The sequence below is a fragment of the Rhodohalobacter sp. SW132 genome (assembly GCF_003390325.1).
Classification (GTDB): Bacteria; Bacteroidota; Rhodothermia; order Balneolales; family Balneolaceae; genus SW132.
On sequence record NZ_QUOK01000018.1, the window covers coordinates 1 to 16,754 of the forward strand.

Annotated in this window: 13 protein-coding genes and 1 tRNA gene; 6 read left to right on the plus strand and 8 right to left on the minus strand. The window is 46.7% G+C overall.

Annotation, left to right across the window (positions count from 1 at the left end; all coding sequences use genetic code 11):
- Positions 1-58 precede the first annotated feature (58 nt).
- The gene (locus tag DYD21_RS20410; RefSeq protein WP_158607388.1) at positions 59-1,795 is read right to left on the minus strand and encodes a Na+/H+ antiporter NhaC family protein; all 1,737 of its coding nucleotides are present in this window, start codon (positions 1,793-1,795) and stop codon (positions 59-61) included.
- 374 nt (positions 1,796-2,169) lie between these two features.
- Here DYD21_RS20410 and DYD21_RS20415 point away from each other — a divergent pair, with 374 nt between their 5' ends.
- Positions 2,170-2,823, plus strand: coding sequence for a protein-L-isoaspartate(D-aspartate) O-methyltransferase (locus DYD21_RS20415; RefSeq protein ID WP_116038878.1), 654 nt, complete (start codon positions 2,170-2,172; stop codon positions 2,821-2,823).
- Positions 2,824-2,892: 69 nt separating this feature from the next.
- On the opposite strand, the gene DYD21_RS21265 is transcribed toward DYD21_RS20415, so the two are convergent.
- The 3 genes from DYD21_RS21265 to DYD21_RS20425 form a co-directional block, all read right to left on the minus strand.
- Positions 2,893-3,048 carry a hypothetical protein gene (locus tag DYD21_RS21265; protein WP_199535624.1) on the minus strand — a complete coding sequence of 52 codons (156 nt, stop codon included), beginning with the start codon at positions 3,046-3,048 and terminating at the stop codon, positions 2,893-2,895.
- Between the two features lie 367 nt (positions 3,049-3,415).
- Positions 3,416-4,114 (minus strand): TorF family putative porin, encoded by a 699-nt coding sequence (locus DYD21_RS20420; RefSeq protein WP_116038879.1) that lies wholly within the window; start codon positions 4,112-4,114, stop codon positions 3,416-3,418.
- A gap of 112 nt (positions 4,115-4,226) precedes the next feature.
- A complete protein-coding gene (locus DYD21_RS20425; RefSeq protein ID WP_233505600.1) occupies positions 4,227-5,657 on the minus strand; it encodes an ammonium transporter in 1,431 nt (476 codons plus the stop codon).
- A 456-nt stretch (positions 5,658-6,113) separates the two neighbouring features.
- Between DYD21_RS20425 and DYD21_RS20430 the strand changes: the two genes are divergently transcribed.
- Positions 6,114-7,208, plus strand: a complete 1,095-nt coding sequence (locus tag DYD21_RS20430; RefSeq protein ID WP_116038880.1) for a site-2 protease family protein — start codon at positions 6,114-6,116, stop codon at positions 7,206-7,208.
- A gap of 21 nt (positions 7,209-7,229) precedes the next feature.
- Here the strand turns inward: DYD21_RS20430 and DYD21_RS20435 are convergent, their stop codons facing one another.
- Both DYD21_RS20435 and DYD21_RS20440 read right to left on the minus strand, forming a co-directional pair.
- The gene (locus DYD21_RS20435; protein WP_116038881.1) at positions 7,230-7,955 is read right to left on the minus strand and encodes an HAD family phosphatase; all 726 of its coding nucleotides are present in this window, start codon (positions 7,953-7,955) and stop codon (positions 7,230-7,232) included.
- A 77-nt stretch (positions 7,956-8,032) separates the two neighbouring features.
- The gene (locus tag DYD21_RS20440) at positions 8,033-8,374 is read right to left on the minus strand and encodes an STAS domain-containing protein (RefSeq protein WP_116038882.1); all 342 of its coding nucleotides are present in this window, start codon (positions 8,372-8,374) and stop codon (positions 8,033-8,035) included.
- Positions 8,375-8,912: 538 nt separating this feature from the next.
- On the opposite strand from DYD21_RS20440, the gene DYD21_RS20445 reads away from it, so the two are divergent.
- Complete coding sequence (locus tag DYD21_RS20445; RefSeq protein WP_116038883.1) at positions 8,913-10,979, plus strand: hypothetical protein; 2,067 nt, start codon at positions 8,913-8,915, stop codon at positions 10,977-10,979.
- 64 nt (positions 10,980-11,043) lie between these two features.
- Here DYD21_RS20445 and DYD21_RS20450 read toward each other — a convergent pair whose 3' ends face one another.
- Positions 11,044-11,937: a DMT family transporter gene (locus DYD21_RS20450; RefSeq protein ID WP_116038884.1), complete on the minus strand. Its 894-nt coding sequence runs from the start codon at positions 11,935-11,937 to the stop codon at positions 11,044-11,046.
- Positions 11,938-11,961: 24 nt separating this feature from the next.
- Between DYD21_RS20450 and DYD21_RS20455 the strand changes: the two genes are divergently transcribed.
- A complete protein-coding gene (locus tag DYD21_RS20455; RefSeq protein WP_147303666.1) occupies positions 11,962-12,315 on the plus strand; it encodes a hypothetical protein in 354 nt (117 codons plus the stop codon).
- A gap of 101 nt (positions 12,316-12,416) precedes the next feature.
- Entirely contained in the window at positions 12,417-13,631 is a 1,215-nt protein-coding gene (locus tag DYD21_RS20460) for a serine hydrolase (RefSeq protein WP_116038886.1), read from the plus strand.
- 774 nt (positions 13,632-14,405) lie between these two features.
- On the opposite strand, the gene DYD21_RS20465 is transcribed toward DYD21_RS20460, so the two are convergent.
- Positions 14,406-14,489 (minus strand) — tRNA-Leu (locus DYD21_RS20465).
- 480 nt (positions 14,490-14,969) lie between these two features.
- On the opposite strand from DYD21_RS20465, the gene polX reads away from it, so the two are divergent.
- Entirely contained in the window at positions 14,970-16,718 is a 1,749-nt protein-coding gene (gene polX, locus DYD21_RS20470) for a DNA polymerase/3'-5' exonuclease PolX (RefSeq protein WP_116038887.1), read from the plus strand.
- Positions 16,719-16,754 lie beyond the last annotated feature (36 nt).

Sequence of the window (16,754 nt, forward strand, 5' to 3'; positions counted from 1 at the left end):
TTTAAGCGATTGTTAATAAATAACTTAACACTAAAAACTCAGAACTATACACTCACCACTAACCATTACGCTTTTCCTCAGGATTTTCACCATAAAATTTCAGGATCAGGTAGAGAATAATCAAACCGACAATCAGTCCCCATACCGGATGAATGAAATCCAAAGAAGCAGGTATTTCGCCCACAAGCAGAGCTACAACTGCAACCACTAAGGCGTAGGGCAATTGGGTGCGAACGTGGTCGATCAGGTCGCAGGCAGAAGACATCGAACTGAGAACGGTGGTATCAGATATCGGGGAGCAGTGATCTCCGAAAACCGCGCCGGCCATCACCGAACTGATGGCTCCCAACAGAATCCCGTAATTTTCACCGCCGGCAAATCCAACTCCGGCCCCCATCGCAACAGAGAGCGGTACCACCACCGGAAACAATATCGCCATGGTTCCCCACGAGGTTCCCGTTGAAAAAGCGGTGACGGCTGCGATAAAAAACACGAGTCCCGGAAGCAATGCGAGCGGCAGTGTATCCTGCAGCAGAGATGCGAGATACGTTCCCGTTCCCACCTCTTGTGTGATGCCTCCAAGCCCCCAGGCAAGTATTAAAATAATGATCGCGATCAGCATCGATTGCATTCCGCCAACAAGGGAATCAATCGCCTGGTTGAGCGTAAGAATTTTCTGAAAAACCACCAGACCAATCGCCACCACGCAGCCTGTAAACGAAGCCCAAAGAAGAGCAGCAAACGGATCGGCATTCCCGATTATGGCCGTGATTCCGCCTTCACCGGGTTCAAGCCCAGACGCACCGGTTGAATAAAGTCCATAGAGCGCAACTACAATCACCGAAAATACCGGAAGGGCCGCGTTGTACCATCGTCTCGGTTTATCCTCAATCGGCTGCATCGATTCGAGGCTGGTATCACTTGCAGGCATGGAGCCCTCACGGATCACACCGCCACCGGAATATGCGCGTCGTTCAGCGGTGAGCATCGGCCCGAACTCTTTTTTCATAACGATTGTCATCAGCACAAAGGCGAGTGCGAGAATCGGGTAAAAGAGGTAAGGAAGTGAATGCAGAAAGATCATAAATGCGTTATCAGCCCCGGCCTGCAGCTGCTGGGCAAGAGCGGGATCATCTGTAGCCGCAGCCAGGCCGCTCAGTGCATTTTGAATCTGTGTGATTTCAAAGCCGATCCACGTGGTAATGACCGCACTTACGGCGAGCGGTGCAGCGGTGGAGTCGACAATATAGGCGAGTTTTTCGCGGGATATTTGCAAGCGGTCGGTCATCGGCCGCAATGCGTTACCGCGAATCAGCGTATTGGCATAATCATCAAAAAATATAAACAGTGCCGACCCCCAGGAGAAGAGTTGTCCTTTTTTCCGTGTGGTAGCGAACGAACTCAGAACATCCACTACGCCAATTGTACCGCCTCCGCGCGACATCACACCAACCATTCCCCCCAGCAGGAGACTAAAAACAATAATTGCGATGTGATCGGCATTCACAAGTGCCACAATCAGCACGTCCAGCGATTCAGCAGTACCGCTCAGCGGATTGAAACCAACCAGGAATAGCGCCCCGATCCAGATACCGGCAAACAGCGAGAGAACCACCTCGCGGGTAATAAGTGCAAGTCCAATCGCTACCAGCGGGGGAATCAGGCTTATCCATGTTCCGTAAAAGCCCGAACCAGCATCATCTGCTTCAGCAAATGCGTGAAGATCGGCCCAGCCCAGGATAAGTAGTGAGGCCGCCGCTGTGACAAATAGAATCAACCACTGTTTTGCGTTCATCATCCCGTAAGGTTAAATACGATCATAATCATTGTCTAAATCACTCAAAAAAAGCGTTGCAAAACCGGGACACAAATTTAGTTCTCATGAAAACTGTTGTATAGGCGTACATGCGAACAAGGTCCCAAATCAGTGTTTGACTCAACTCTGTTACAGCTGTTTTGCAAAGCCATCTGAAAATACAAGCATTACATTTAATTCCAATCCATTTTTATAAAATGATCCTCCGGAATAGAAATTTGATTCATTGACTTGGTCAAAAAGGATTTTTGCAGAACCAATTATTTCTTCTCCATGGTCGATTGAGTTCTAACTTTTTGATATGTTATCAGTTTGGCTTCAACTTGTAATTTACGATTCGGGATAACAGTTTGATGAAAGACAGACACAACCGGAAATATGCAAACCGGCGGAAGAAACTGGCCGCAGACATTCGGAAAAAAGGTATTTCCGATGAACGGGTAATCCAGGCGATTGAACAGATCCCGAGACATCTCTTTGTAGATTCCGCCCTTGAAAAACGCGCGTACGAAGATAGTGCACTGCCCATTTCCTGCGGGCAGACCATCTCGCAGCCGTACACCGTGGCGGCTCAGACAGAACACCTGCAACTTCAAAAGGGTGAAAAAATCCTGGAAATTGGCACCGGTTCTGGGTACCAGGCCGCCATACTTTGCCATATGGGAGCAGAAGTTTACAGTGTGGAACGTCATGAACCGCTATACCTCAGTGCCCGGAAAGTGCTGAAAGATCTCGGATTTCGTCCTCATCTGAAATGCGGGGACGGTACACTTGGCTGGTCGGCTTACGCGCCATATGACGGCATTGTGGTGACCGCCGGTGCGCCTGTCGTCCCGGAAGACCTGATTCAGCAGCTATCGGTCGGCGGGCGTTTGATTGTTCCGGTTGGAGATCAAAAAGTGCAAACCATGACGCGAATTACGCGGGTATCGGAGGATGAATACAAACAGGAGCAGCTAAAACAGTATAAGTTTGTACCGCTGATTGGCGAAAAAGGGTGGGATTGATTAATAGATAAGAGATAAGAGATTATAGGTGATAGATTTTAGATGAAAGATAAACCTCGTCCGTAAAGTTTAATATATAAGCCAGGTGAGGACCAGCAGAATCAGTATCCATACGCCAATTTTGAATGAGAGAGATTGTTTGGGAAATTCGTACCCGCAAATCGGACAAACATCATTCTCTTTTTCAATTTCTACAGCACATCCGGGACATTCTACTTTCTTCATGAATGGGTCAATTTCTATTAGATACAGTTTACTAAGGTTATTGCCATTGGAATGAGGCACTTCTTGTCATTTGCTCATCTTTGACATGATATTAGTATAGAGTATAATTACCCATTATATCGACCGCAAATATTTCTGCCACTGCCAGGCAAGCCGGGTTTTGCAGGTAATCGTTCCGGAGCAGAGCACCAAAACGAGGTTTGCTCGAAGATCGTGGGTCAGAGCCCGCGATGACACTGTTAAAACTATGAGTCTGAACAACGTCTCTAAACGTAATATTCAAAACGTAAAAAACCCCGGCACACCACATGCACCGGGGTTTTTCTTGGGAACGAAAAGAGAACACGTACACTATGTGAATGTGATTCTAAAACGACACGCCTACAACTACATAGAACTGTTCCGTATCGGGATTCAGAATCACTGCGCCACTGAGCGGAATAGAAAATGTATCGGTAATTGTAATCTCCTTGCTGGTTGAAAGGCCAACATTTACAAGTGCAAATTCTCCGTCACTGGAATGCCAGCCATCTCCTGCACCCAGGAAAAGGTCTGCTGCACCCAATGAAAGACCCGCCTCAAAATAGAGATCGCTTCCGGAAGATCCGGCTCCTTCCGCTTCGTTCAGGATGTAATTCCCCGATAGAGAAAAGTTTTCAATTTCAAACCCGGCGTTGAGTTCAAACGCGTGACTGTCTCCATCGAAATATTCCGAACCGGGATAGTAGTAGTCGGTTATTCCAAGGCTCAGTCCGAAGTCAAACTCATACGCAGCATAGAGATCCATCTCCTGGAAGCCCATATACCCGTCTGCTGCGGATCCGTCGATCCCCTGTGATCCCCATGCGCCGATCGCAAATCCTCCCGCGCTGAATTCAACATAAGGCTGAATAGCCGGACCGGAAAATGCCACACCCCGGAATACGTAGGTACTGTAGAGATCAACACCGGTATCTATCTCCTGTGCGGTGGCCGTTTCGGGTTGAAGAGTTAAGCTAAGCGATACACCAAAAATGGCAATCAGTGCAATTTTAATTAGTCTTAATGGTTTCTGAATGATTTTCATAATCGTAGTTTCTTGTATTGGTTATAACAATGAGTTGGGTAATTCGAAAGAATAGAAGGAGCACCGGAATCTGCCTTGGTGCTCCTTCAATTTGGATTGTTTTCCCGGAGCGTTACGCAGTATACTGCCCAAGCTCTGACGTTTTTACCGGAGAAAAATCGGGGTAAGCCTTGTTGCCGTGCTCTGAAATGTCCAGACCATCAGATTCCACTTCAGGTGACACCCGAACTCCCATAACCGCTTTGATTGCAGCAAATACCGCAAATGAGAATACGAAGGTAGCTGAAAGAATCGCCACGGTACCAAGCAGCTGAATGAGAAAGCTTGCAGGTGTGAAAATCCCGACCGCAAGTGTTCCCCAGATTCCGCAAACTCCGTGTACGGATATGGCTCCAACCGGATCATCTAGCTTAAGCTTATCAAACATCAGGATGGAGAAAACCACAATCACACCGGCAGTTGCGCCAACAACTACGGCCGCCATTGGGGAGATCACATCAGCCCCCGCTGTAATTCCCACCAGGCCTGCAAGAATACCGTTCAGCGCCATCGGGGCGTCAAGGCTTTTCATTACAAGCTGTGTGGTAATCATCGCTGCAAGCGCACCGGCACAGGCGGCAAGTGCTGTCGTAACGAATACATAGGATACTTCAACCGGGTCGGCGCTCAGTACCGATCCGCCATTAAATCCAAACCAGCCGATCCAGAGAAGGAAAACACCAACTGTTGCCAGCGGAATGTTGTGTGCTGGTATGGCAAACACTTTGCCATCTTTGAATTTCCCGGAACGTGCCCCGAGAAGAATCACACAGGCAAGACCGGCAATACCACCGACACCATGTACAAGAGTTGATCCCGCAAAGTCGTAAAAGCCAAGTTCGTCTAACCAGCCGCCGCCCCATACCCAGCTCCCGGTAATGGGGTAGGAAATCGCCAGCAGCAGAACTCCGAAAATCATAAATGACGAGAGCTTAATTCGTCCCGTAACACAACCGGAGACAATCGTGGCCGCGGTGGCAGCAAACATCGCCTGGAAAATAAAGTCGCTCCAGATCGTCATATCCTCACCATAAGCCGGCGTAAGCATGCCTACAGGGTCGGAAGCATCAAAGCCGATTCCAAATCCGCCAAATCCGAAAATGCCGTTGAAATCACCGGGATACATGATTTGAAAGCCAATAAAAGCGTAGATGAGTATGCCGGTACAGAGAATAAAAACATTCTTGTAGATGACATTCACAGAATTTTTAGACTGTGTTAAGCCACTTTCCACTGTTGCAAATCCGAGGTGCATTAACAGGACCAGAAAAGCTGCAATCAGAATCCAGAGGTTATCGATAATGAACTTCGTGTAATCAGCAGAAGCCTGAAACTCCTCCATGGTAGAGTAGCCCTCTTGCGGTGGTGCCATTTCAGCTGACTCAACAACTGCAACTGTCTCCACGGCCTCCGTCAAGGGTTCCGAATTGGCATCAAAAGCAACGTACCCCGCAGCCAGTGCCAATACCAGAATGAGAATGGATGATTTTAGGAATTTATTCATAAAACGTAATATTTGGTTAATGGTAGCGTTGGTTAAATTTGTATGTGAAAGCTCCATTTGTCAATATTTTTTTACACAAAGAATCAAATAATCCTAAAATTATTTATATATTTTGGAAAAGCGCTTTTAATTTTATTACAAAAATAAAAAACCGGGTCGAATTGGCTTTTTATTAAAAAAATTTGAGAAAAAAATGAGTCATTTTGAGAGTAAGAGAGAGCGACAACCTCCCAAACGCCTTAGATTTATCTGTTAATTTCATACCTAACCGATGATATTAAGCCCCTCATAATCCTGTGCATAAATGATTTACCCGGCACGACATTTCTACATCAGGTTTCGGCCAGCAAATTGCCGAAGATTCTATCGATATATGATTCTTTCCATCCTGAACTGTACATTTATTGAGTTCAACTTACTGCCCGTGACTTACATACATAACTCCACGATTTAGAAATGAGCGCATCTCTCAAAATTGGATATTTTGCCGGTATCAAAGTGCAGATTCACTGGACCTTCTGGCTTCTTTTTTTATTCGTCGGCGCAATGGTTTATGCAGCTGATGGGACCCTTTCAGATTTATGGTGGCACTTTGCATTTGTAATTGCTCTCTTTTTTTGTGTGATCCTTCACGAATTCGGCCACTCGCTTACCGCCCGAAAATTTGGTATCGAAACCCGAAGCATCACCCTTCTGCCAATAGGCGGTGTTGCCAGCCTCAAAAGCATTCCCGACAACCCGATTGAGGAGTTTTACATTGCTCTGGCAGGTCCGCTGGTGAATGTAGTTATTGCTGCCCTTCTCTACTTTTTTGTACCGGTTGGAGATTTTCTATCCACTGATCCCGACATGATTGAGGAGCAACTATCTACGATTGATGCCTCAAATTTCCTGTTCTATCTTCTTTTCATCAATGTTGCTCTGGTGGTTTTTAATATGCTGCCGGCTTTCCCGATGGATGGCGGCCGGGTTTTCCGGGCACTGCTCTCCATGCGCCTCGGCAGAGTTGAAGCCACACGTATTGCCGCTGCCACCGGAAAATTCCTGGCTCTGCTTTTTTTCCTCTTCGGACTCTTTTACAGCATCATCCTGGCAGTGATTGCGGTTTTCATCTATTTCGGCGCTCACTCTGAAAACATTACGGTTCAGCAACTTGGCCTTCTTGAAGGGCATAATGTACGTGATGCGATGATCACAGAATTCTCAATTCTCGATCCCGATGCCAGGCTTCAGTCAGCTATCGATAAAATTTTAGCCAGCACCGAACAGGATTTCATTGTAGCTGCGGATAACGATATAAAGGGGATTCTCTATATGGAAGATCTTGCCGGCGCATTGCGAAAGGACGATGGAGAAATGCGGGTCAGCGATGTTATGGATACTAATATTCGCTCTCTGCAACCCGATGAACCGCTTACGAATGGCTACAAAAAACTTCAGAGAGGCAGTAAAAACTTTTTTCCGATTATCGAAAACGGAAAGATTGTGGGCGTTTTGGACATGAACAACATTAACGAATTCCTGACTTTCCAGGCTGCCCGTGATTACTAATGAGCTTCATCACGAGAAAACTTACCCAGGTTTTTTTACTTCAAAACTGTTCTCCCTGTGCCCGGACCCTGGATAGATCGTTACTTTCAACTCTCCGTGGATCAATTTGGCATCGCTGAAATTTGGTATCACCAACATGGCACCAGCATCCAGTAACGGACCGGAAAGGTGCTCTTCGTTGATGCCGATCACGGTTGCTCCCGCCTCCGACGCAGCTTTCACACCGCTGATGGAATCTTCAAATACGATCATCCGTCCGGGATCGACATCAAGACCCTGTGCTGCAGTGAGGTAGCATTCCGGATCAGGTTTTCCGTTTTGCACCAGGTCGGCCGTGATCCTCACATCAAACGGTGACGGATAACTCAGACCAGCCAGCATCCGATCCACTTTTTCGGGAAGCGCACTGGTAACTAATCCCAGCCGGATTCCCGAATCGGCGCACTTCTTCATAAACGGCTCCACGCCGGGAATCATCTTAAATTTCTCCACCGACGCATCAAAACGCGCACACTCTTCGATGATTTCCTCGCGTGTTGATTCCGGCAGATCGGCAAACAGGTCGTTTACCGTTAGCCTCGCAGGACGCCCGTGAAATCTCAGCTCCAGCTCATCCCCTTTCGGAATTTCAATTCCGTACTTCTTCATATTCTCAATCCAGAATGACTCCACCAGCTCCTTGCTATCGATAATCACCCCGTCCATATCAAAAATAACGGCGTCGTAACTCCTGCTCATTTGCTGCATGGTACATTCATCTAAAATCGGATTCCTGTGGTCCCGAAAATACAAAGAATGAATTAAAATACCGGCTGCTGCAAATGTTAGTTTTGATATGCTTTAATCGCTTCATCCAGGGTGTCATACATATCGAACACCGTAAACAGTTTCGAGACTCTGAGCAAGCTTTTGATGCGATCCGTGGCGCTGCAGAGTTTGAAATCGCCATCCTTTTTTCGAAGCGAGGTAAGTGTTGCAATCATGACGCCGAGTCCCGAAGAGTTCATAAATTCCACTTCGCTGAGGTCGCCAATAATATTGACTTTTCCATCTTCGATGAACCCATTAATCTCTTCCCGGAATTTAGCGCTATCGGGTCCCCCCATAATTTTCCCCCTAAAAGCTACAATCACACAATTTTTCTTCTCTAAAATTGAGTATTCCATTTCGATATCCCCCTAATTTTATTTGAATTGCTAACATAGTTCATGCACTTCTCTATCTAAACATAAAATATCAAATTGAGCATTAAAAATCATTCAATATTCTGGCAATCAACGGTTTTACCGCACTATTTCAGATCGTTGAACCTGCCTCATAAAACCGGTATTTGATAACGTATTGCCTCTTTTCCGGCTTATTATAGTGAAGAAGAATTTTCCAAAAAACCAGTCTCAGTTATAAAAGATTGAACTGTCCGAATGTAATGCCTCGGGGCAGAGCCCACGAGGTATCAACTTGGATCCCATAACCTTTTTGATCGATATGGAGTTTATTTTGAAGTGTCCCCCTTTGAAGGGGGCAATGGGGGATGATTGGTTGTGAATCAAAACCAAGAATTGGACCATTCTGAACTTAGAAAGTCATCCCCCAGCTCTCTCCGTTCGCTTCCCCCTTCAAAGGGGGACTTTTATCTTTTCCGACCCAGAGGGTCTGGGAATTAAACCACTTATGATTAAATCAGATTAGAAATTGGAGACTTTTATGCTATCGAAACGCTATGCTATCGAAATTTTTCTGTTTTTAGGAATTATCTTTCTAACAATTTTCAGCTCCTGTGCTCCAAAGGGCGAGATATTGCAACAGGATCATGAACACGGCACCTACCATCTGTATGTCCCGGAAAACTACTCCCCGGATTCGGACGTGGTAGTTATTGTTCATGGTATGCCCGGTTCCAACGAAAATGTTGCCGAACGGGCTGAACGGTACATCAACCGCTGGACAGACTTTTCTGATACAACCGGCGCGGTGATCATCGCACCGGTTTTTGACCAGGAAAATTATGCAAGCGATGGCGGCAGCGGATTTGGCGGCTATCGCGGCCTCTATGGCAGAAATGTGGGTGCAGATGAGTTTGTTCATCAAATTCTTGAGGAAGTAGATACAGGCCTCGCCCCTACGTCCGAAGACCGTTTCTATCTTTACGGTTTTTCGGCTGGCGGTCAGTTTACCAACCGGTACCTGGTGCGTCATCCCGATCGCCTGCTTGGCGTGGTTGTGGGCGCTGCCGGTCGCTATGCATTTCCGGATGAGGAAACGTCGTGGCACTACGGCATGGGGAGCATTCAGCACCAAAGTGAATGGCACGACGGTGAACCGCTGGAGGTGGACATTACTCCGGATCCACAGGGATGGGTTCAGGCAACACAACTGCCGGTTACCGTGGTTGTCGGCGAACAGGACAGACCGCCGCAGCCGTGCAGACAGGCACATTGTGAAGAATTTAGTCGGCCGAATGACATTGCACAATCACCCGAATACACGACGATTCTCAATCAGTCCGTACCGCCCGGGCGCTATTTTGTGGCCGCTAATGTCGTTCTTTCCGACACTGAAGATGCCGACCCGTTCCCAGCCACTGCCCGTTGTACGATTTTCAACGGAAATGAAGTTGTGGACTCTTTCGCACTTCAGATGGGTGAATCCGGAAGTGGTGCCGAGAGCGTAGTGTTTTCGCTGCAAGGCATTACCACAACCACCGGGGGAATGACACAATTAAGCCTTGGATGCCGCAAAGGAAGCAATGACACAACTGAAATAAGCGTAAGAGAATCTCCTAAATTGACAGCTATTGAAGTTGGACAGGACGCCTTTGTTTCAGAAAGCGCCGATCGGCCGGATGACATTTCACAGTCACCACATTACACGACGGTTCTAAATGAATCAGTACCACCCGGCCGATACCTGGTCACCGCAAATGTAGTGCTTAGCGACGAAGAAGACGCCGACCCTTTCCCCGCTACTGCACGCTGTACCATACTCAGTGGCAATGAGGTTGTAGATTCCATTGCATTACAGATGGGCGAATCCGGAAGCGGTACCGAAAGCACCTCTTTTTCGCTCTATGGTATCGCCGCAGTCAGTGATGATCCATCAGAATTGAGCCTGATGTGCCGGAAAGGGAGCAACGACACCACACAGATTAGGGTACGGGAAAGCCCTAAGCTGACAGCCATCAATGTGGGACAGGATGCTTTTGTTACCGAAAGCAGCGATCGCCCGGATGACATTGCACAGTCACCCAACTACACAACGGTTCTGAACCAGACCGTACAACCGGGCCGCTACCTGGTCGCTGCAAATGTGGTGCTGTCTGATGATGAAGATGCTGATCCATTTCCTGCTACCGCCAGTTGCACGATGATCAGCGGAGATGACGTTCTTGACAGCTATGCCCTGCAGATGGGTGAATCGGGCAGCGGCAATGAAAGTGTTGCATTTCCGCTGCACGGCATCGCCACAATTAGTGATCACCCTGCAGAACTGAGCCTGATGTGCCGGAAAGGCAGCAACGACACCACCCAGATCAGGGTTCGGGAAAATCCAAAACTCATAGCGGTCAGTGTGGGGAATGATGCGTTCGGAGAGGAGAACAGATCCACACGCCTGGAAATTGGCGAAAAATGGGTCAGCGACATGCAGGAACTGGAAAGAAGTGAAGGCAGGACAAGCACCATAAGCCTGCAGCTGGTACCGGGTGTTGGCCACAATCCTGCAGGCCTGACCGATGAGGTTCAGGAAATTTTCAGAACGTTGATGGAGGAGTGATAAACGTTTTTATCCGGCAGAGAATCAGAAGTATTGCCATCTCACAACCATTGAACAGGTGGATTCAAGAACCGGGGGATTGTCCCATTCGTGTGTCCGACTTGACGCTCAGGGCAGTTACGGTAACCAATATCAGTCCCATTCCAACGATTTGTAAACCACCCAGGGATTCACTCAAAATCAAAACACCAAATAGTGATGCTGTGACCGGTTCGACCATTGCCACAACTGAGGCTACAGCCGGTGCGGTATGTTTCAGGCCCAGGATATAGAGAATAAATGATAATCCAGCTCCAATCACTCCAAGCACTGCAAACAGAACCCAATCCGGTGAGGCAGGGACTGCAACAACTTCACTGCAATCACTCGGCCAGATCAGAATGGCGACAAGCACTGCAAACGCTATTGAAAGTATAGCCTGCGGACTGCCGTGTGGTGCTGCATACTTGAACCCAAAAATGAATATTGCGTAGGACAGTCCAGCAAGCAATCCGGCTCCGGCACCTATAATGGTCACATCGCTTGCACCGATGTCATAAACCTGTGTTAGTAACAGAATCCCAAGCATAACTATTGCGATTGCAGCCCACTTAAACGGTGTGGATTTTTCCAGTTTGAGTGTAAAAGAGATGAAATATACGAATACCGGTGCGCTGTACATCAGCGTCGCTGCAACCGCTACGCTTCCTTCCTCGATACTCACAAAATAAAAAGCGAAATTACCGGCTACCCCGAGACCGGCTACGACTGACCAGAACCATACACGGCGATTTGCCAGTCCGCTGCCTTGCGGGCGCACCACAAGCCAGGTAAGAACAAACACCAATCCGATCGCCCCCCGGTACCACGACACTACAAATGCGTTCCAGCCATCGGCCATCAGAATCCCGCCAATTCCTCCTGATACCCCCCAGCATAGTGCCGTCAGTATCACGAACGATGTGCTCAAATTCCTCATCTGTCTCCGCTTTTTTTGGGTGATATGAACGCCACCATCGATGACGAGTTCCTTACTCAAAGTAAAGTGAGTTCGGAAGAGGAAAAAAGTCTGAAAAACCCTTTTTCTCAACAAATTTTCTTCTGGCAGGCAATATCTTCCTTGCTTTATGGCAGAACACTCTGCCCAGTTTCCGCCGAAAATCAAACCAATTCTATGAGTTGCGGACCCGGAACAGAAATGAACTTTTATGAATGTTATCAGCAGAATCCAAATATTCGTATAAAACCAGACTTCGATTCGCAGCCGCGTGACATTTCCATAAGGAAAAAGGAAAAGTTTTTTCTACTTTTAAACAATCGGGCAACGTTTTTGCAAGCTTACAATCAAATAAAGTAAAAGTTTAGAACTATTTTAATTCAAAGCAGGTTTTTTAGTATCCTCCACGAGAGTGTCTAACAAAATCAGAACAGCATTTTTATCCTAACCATCGATATTCTGTGATCCGAATTTTCACTGTATTCCTATTACTGATCGTCATTCTTGGGTCTTACCTGGCCTTTACGGATATCAAATCGGAGTCCGAGGTAATCGAACCCAAACCTATAGAACCTGAAGAATGGGTGATGGACGCATCCCTGGCAACCTTCCTGGAAGAGTTTGAACATGATTTCGAAAAAGGGTTAAACAGTGAACGCATTCCCGGCGCGGCAGTTTCCATCGTGAAGGATGGACGTGTTGTATATCAAAAAGGGTTTGGCGTAAAAGAGATGGGTACGACCGAAAAAGTAGACGAACATACCGTATTCAGATTGGGAAGTGTATCCAAAGGCTTTGCTTCGGTTCTGACAGGAGTGATTGTCGAAGAAGGATATGTAGGCTGGAATGATCCTGTGCTCCGGTATTTAATGGACTTTCAGCTCAATGATCCGGGGCAAACCGATCGGGTTCAGATCAGGCATTTGTTATCTCATACATCGGGATTGCCGCGCCACGCGTATACCAATTTAGTAGAAGACGGTCTTACCCTGGATCGCATCATCCCACGGTTCTCACAGGTTCCATTGATTTCAAAAGAAGGTGAACTGCTTTCCTACCAAAATGCGGCATTTTCAGCGATTGAAAAAGTACTGGAAGTTCAAACCAACACCGATTTTAACACGCTTCTGGATGAAAAGTTATTCAGTCCGTTAGCAATGAATCATGCGTCAGCAAGTTATGACGGTATAAAGTATTCCGGGAATACAGCGCTGCCTCATATCTATTACTCCCGTTCACGGGGACGCGTTCCCGTTCCAATTACTGAAAAGTATTACAATGCGGTTTCCTCCGGCGGGATCAATGCTTCTGCCTCAGATATGGGGAAGTGGCTGCTTCTGTTAACAGGGCATCATCCTGAAGTGATTTCCGCTGAAACACTTGAAGAAATTTATTCCCCATTTGCTACTATTCATAACCGAAGATACAGCCGGTATTGGCAGGGAGTGAACAAATCGCACTACGGCATGGGGTGGAGAGTGCTTGATAATCATGGGCAAAAAATTGTATACCATGGAGGATATGTGAACGGATATCGCAGCGAAATCGCTTTTGACCCAGAAACCGGTGTAGGCATCTCTATTCTCGTTAATACCAATTCAAGCTATCCTTTAGAAGTTATTCCGGACTTCTTTAACCATTTCAAATCAGTCTCTTCGATCGCTGTTTCAGAGTGAGTGTGGTATAGCGGATTGGGGTTTGTGGGATTAAGACATTTCTGGCAGTAAAAGCGAAAAAAATCAAAATTTTCTATTTGGTTTATATACCCAATTCAGGCTATATCCGGAGAAAACCTCTTGGAATGGTCGTTATAGCAGACGCTCAATCGATTACAAAAAATTCCCCTGGCTCGTGAGCTTTAATAACAGATGTTAATTTCTCAACCAGTGGCAATAAATCTTCATAGGTATTGGTTCTGGCCTTCAGTAACACAACCGGATAGAAGCAGAGGGGATAGATTATTGAAAGCTCAGGTTTTTGTCGCTGGTTATAAAAACATCAAATTCTTTCTCGGCTACCTCCAGCAGCTTACCATTCGAGAGACTTGCCCATCCCATAGCACTTCGCGATACTTCGTATCGGGAGTAGTTTTTTTGTAAAGAAATCTATATCCAAATCTTCAATTCGATACTTCAACTTTTAAGCAGGCACTCATCCAGCAAAATCTTGATGATCATTGTGGCTGTAGTAGTTGACCTTTAAACGATTCAAGCACCTGAATAGCTTGTTACCTGGTTGCTGTGGGGAAATCTGCCAGAAATTCGTTAAGTGATTGGCCAGCTTATGTTTATAAATAATGTGATGAGTCTGGTTTCTCTGTCAAAAATTGAATCGGTGTGAAGAAATTTCCATAATCGCTTCTATTGTCACAAATAATCAGCTACTTGAAAAATTTTTTACCTACTAAAATTAAAAAAGCCTTGCAAGTCAATGACTTACAAGGCTTTCAGTGCCCTGGAATGGAGTCGAACCATCACGACCGTTAGGTCACACGCCCCTCAAGCGTGCGCGTCTACCAATTCCGCCACCAGGGCAAATTATCAACAATAAATCTTTGATGTTTAACCTGGTGTGAATCAGGTTTCATATCTATCACTGACTTACTATCAAATGATAAAACATCAAGACTCGAAAGATAGAATTTTTTTTATGTAAATGGAAAGGCTCAATAAAAAATTATTTTCTGACTCTCCTAAATCAAGGCCTCCATTTTCCCGATCTCTTCGATACATCTGGTTAAATTATTTTTGATCGTTTCTTCGAATTCGTTTTTTGTAGTTTGTGTTGAGTAAATTTGATTTATCTCGTTACGCACTTATTTATTCTCGTTACGCAGCCCTGCTGCGTAACAAGCGTTGCGTAACTCCGCTGCAAAACGCTCCATCCGGCAGAGCCGGTGTTCTTTCGTGACACAGCGGAGCTGCGTCACGAGGCAGAATTGGTTCACGAGACAGAACTGAGTCACGAGAAATCGAGATGTTTGTAATCTTTTACCTATAACCTTTGATCTAATTATGACCAACCAGGATGTTGCTAAAAAACTTCGTGATGTTTATCAACTCATGCAGCTCGCCGGAGAGAACCGGTTCCGCGCAATTGCGTTCGACCGGGCTGCCCAGACTATTGAAGGTTTGAACGAGGAGGTGCAATCCCATATCGATAATGGCACGCTGACTGATATCAAGGGGATCGGAAAGTCGATCGCGGAGGATATTGAGGCGCTTTCCAAAACCGGCACTATGCCGGTACTGGAAGATCTGAAGGAGCGCGTACCAAAAGGTCTTGTGGAATGGCTGAACATCTCCGGGCTGGGGCCTAAGAATATTGTGAAGATTCACCAGACACTGGGAATCACTGAAGTTGCGGAACTGAAGGAGGCGTGCCAGAGTGGCGCCGTGGCCGATCTTCCGGGTCTGGGAAAGAAATCGGCAGAGAAAATCATCAAATCGATCGAGTATCTCGAGAAATTTGGCGAACGGTGCCGGATCGACCAGGCGCTCGCGGTAGCTGAACCGATGCTGGAGTTTATTCAGGGAATCGATGGAGTGCTTAAATGTGAAATTGCCGGATCACTCCGCCGTTCGGCCGAAACCATCGGTGATGTGGATATTCTTGCGGCTGCGAATACCGATGATGCATCTGAAATATTTGAACAGTTCGTAAATCATAACCTCGTGGTTGAAATCCTTGGACGTGGTGATACTAAAAGCTCGGTTCGAACCGAAAATGGCCGGCAGGTGGATCTCAGGATTGTATCAGAAAAAGAGTATCCCGCCGCGCTGATGTACTTCACCGGCAGCAAAGAGCACAACATTGTGATGCGTCAGCGCGCCAGGGAAAGAGGCATGGCCCTGAATGAGTATGGCCTGTTTAAACTGAACGAAGAAAAAGAGACCGATTTTGATCAGCCCGTTGAGACCGGTTCCGAATCTGACATTTACAAGAAACTGGACCTCCATTTCGTACCCCCGGAGCATCGCGAAGACCGCGGTGAGTTTGAGTATTACGTTGAAAACGACGAGATGAATCTCCTTAAGGAGGATCAGATTAAAGGCGTAGTCCATGCGCACAGCACGTATAGTGACGGGAAATACTCCATCAAACAGATGGCGGATGCGTGTATTAAGCGCGGATATGAGTATCTCACCATAACCGATCACTCCAGAGCGGCAGCTTATGCAGGCGGACTTACAATCGACCGGGTGAAACAGCAGTGGGATGAAATTGATCAGCTGAATGAGGAATACTCAAAAAAGGATTTCAGAATCTTTAAAGGGATCGAATCAGATATTCTGAACGACGGGTCACTCGACTACCCCGATGAAATTCTGGAAGGATTTGACATCGTAATTGCCAGCGTTCACTCAGGGCTGGAGATGGATCACGAAAAAATGATGACCCGGTTCGAAAACGCGATCAAAAATCCATATACCCACATGATTGGTCACCCGACCGGACGGCTGCTGCTGAAAAGGGAAGAGAGTAAACTTGACCTGAACAGGCTCATCGAACTTGCCACGGAGCATAATACAGCGATCGAAATCAACGCCAACCCGCGCCGGCTCGATCTCGACTGGCGCTATGGCAATAAAGCAAAAGAGACCGGACTTCTGACATCCATCAATCCCGACGCCCACACGACAGAAGGAATTGACAATATCCGATATGGGGTGATGATCGCCAGAAAAGCTAAATTTGATCCCGAACGCGTTCTCAACACGAAATCAGCAGATGAGTTCGCGAAATGGCTTTCGAAGGGATGAGTTGTGAGTGTTGAATTTTTAGTTAACCGAAAAAAC

Coding starts and splice junctions, on each gene's coding strand:
- DYD21_RS20410 (WP_158607388.1), bottom strand. CDS start 1,795: ATGAACGCAAAACAGTGGTTGATTCTATTTGTCACAGCGGCGGCCTCA.
- DYD21_RS20415 (WP_116038878.1), top strand. CDS start 2,170: ATGAAAGACAGACACAACCGGAAATATGCAAACCGGCGGAAGAAACTG.
- DYD21_RS21265 (WP_199535624.1), bottom strand. CDS start 3,048: ATGAAGAAAGTAGAATGTCCCGGATGTGCTGTAGAAATTGAAAAAGAG.
- DYD21_RS20420 (WP_116038879.1), bottom strand. CDS start 4,114: ATGAAAATCATTCAGAAACCATTAAGACTAATTAAAATTGCACTGATT.
- DYD21_RS20425 (WP_233505600.1), bottom strand. CDS start 5,657: ATGAATAAATTCCTAAAATCATCCATTCTCATTCTGGTATTGGCACTG.
- DYD21_RS20430 (WP_116038880.1), top strand. CDS start 6,114: ATGAGCGCATCTCTCAAAATTGGATATTTTGCCGGTATCAAAGTGCAG.
- DYD21_RS20435 (WP_116038881.1), bottom strand. CDS start 7,955: ATGCAGCAAATGAGCAGGAGTTACGACGCCGTTATTTTTGATATGGAC.
- DYD21_RS20440 (WP_116038882.1), bottom strand. CDS start 8,374: ATGGAATACTCAATTTTAGAGAAGAAAAATTGTGTGATTGTAGCTTTT.
- DYD21_RS20445 (WP_116038883.1), top strand. CDS start 8,913: ATGCTATCGAAACGCTATGCTATCGAAATTTTTCTGTTTTTAGGAATT.
- DYD21_RS20450 (WP_116038884.1), bottom strand. CDS start 11,937: ATGAGGAATTTGAGCACATCGTTCGTGATACTGACGGCACTATGCTGG.
- DYD21_RS20455 (WP_147303666.1), top strand. CDS start 11,962: ATGAACGCCACCATCGATGACGAGTTCCTTACTCAAAGTAAAGTGAGT.
- polX (WP_116038887.1), top strand. CDS start 14,970: ATGACCAACCAGGATGTTGCTAAAAAACTTCGTGATGTTTATCAACTC.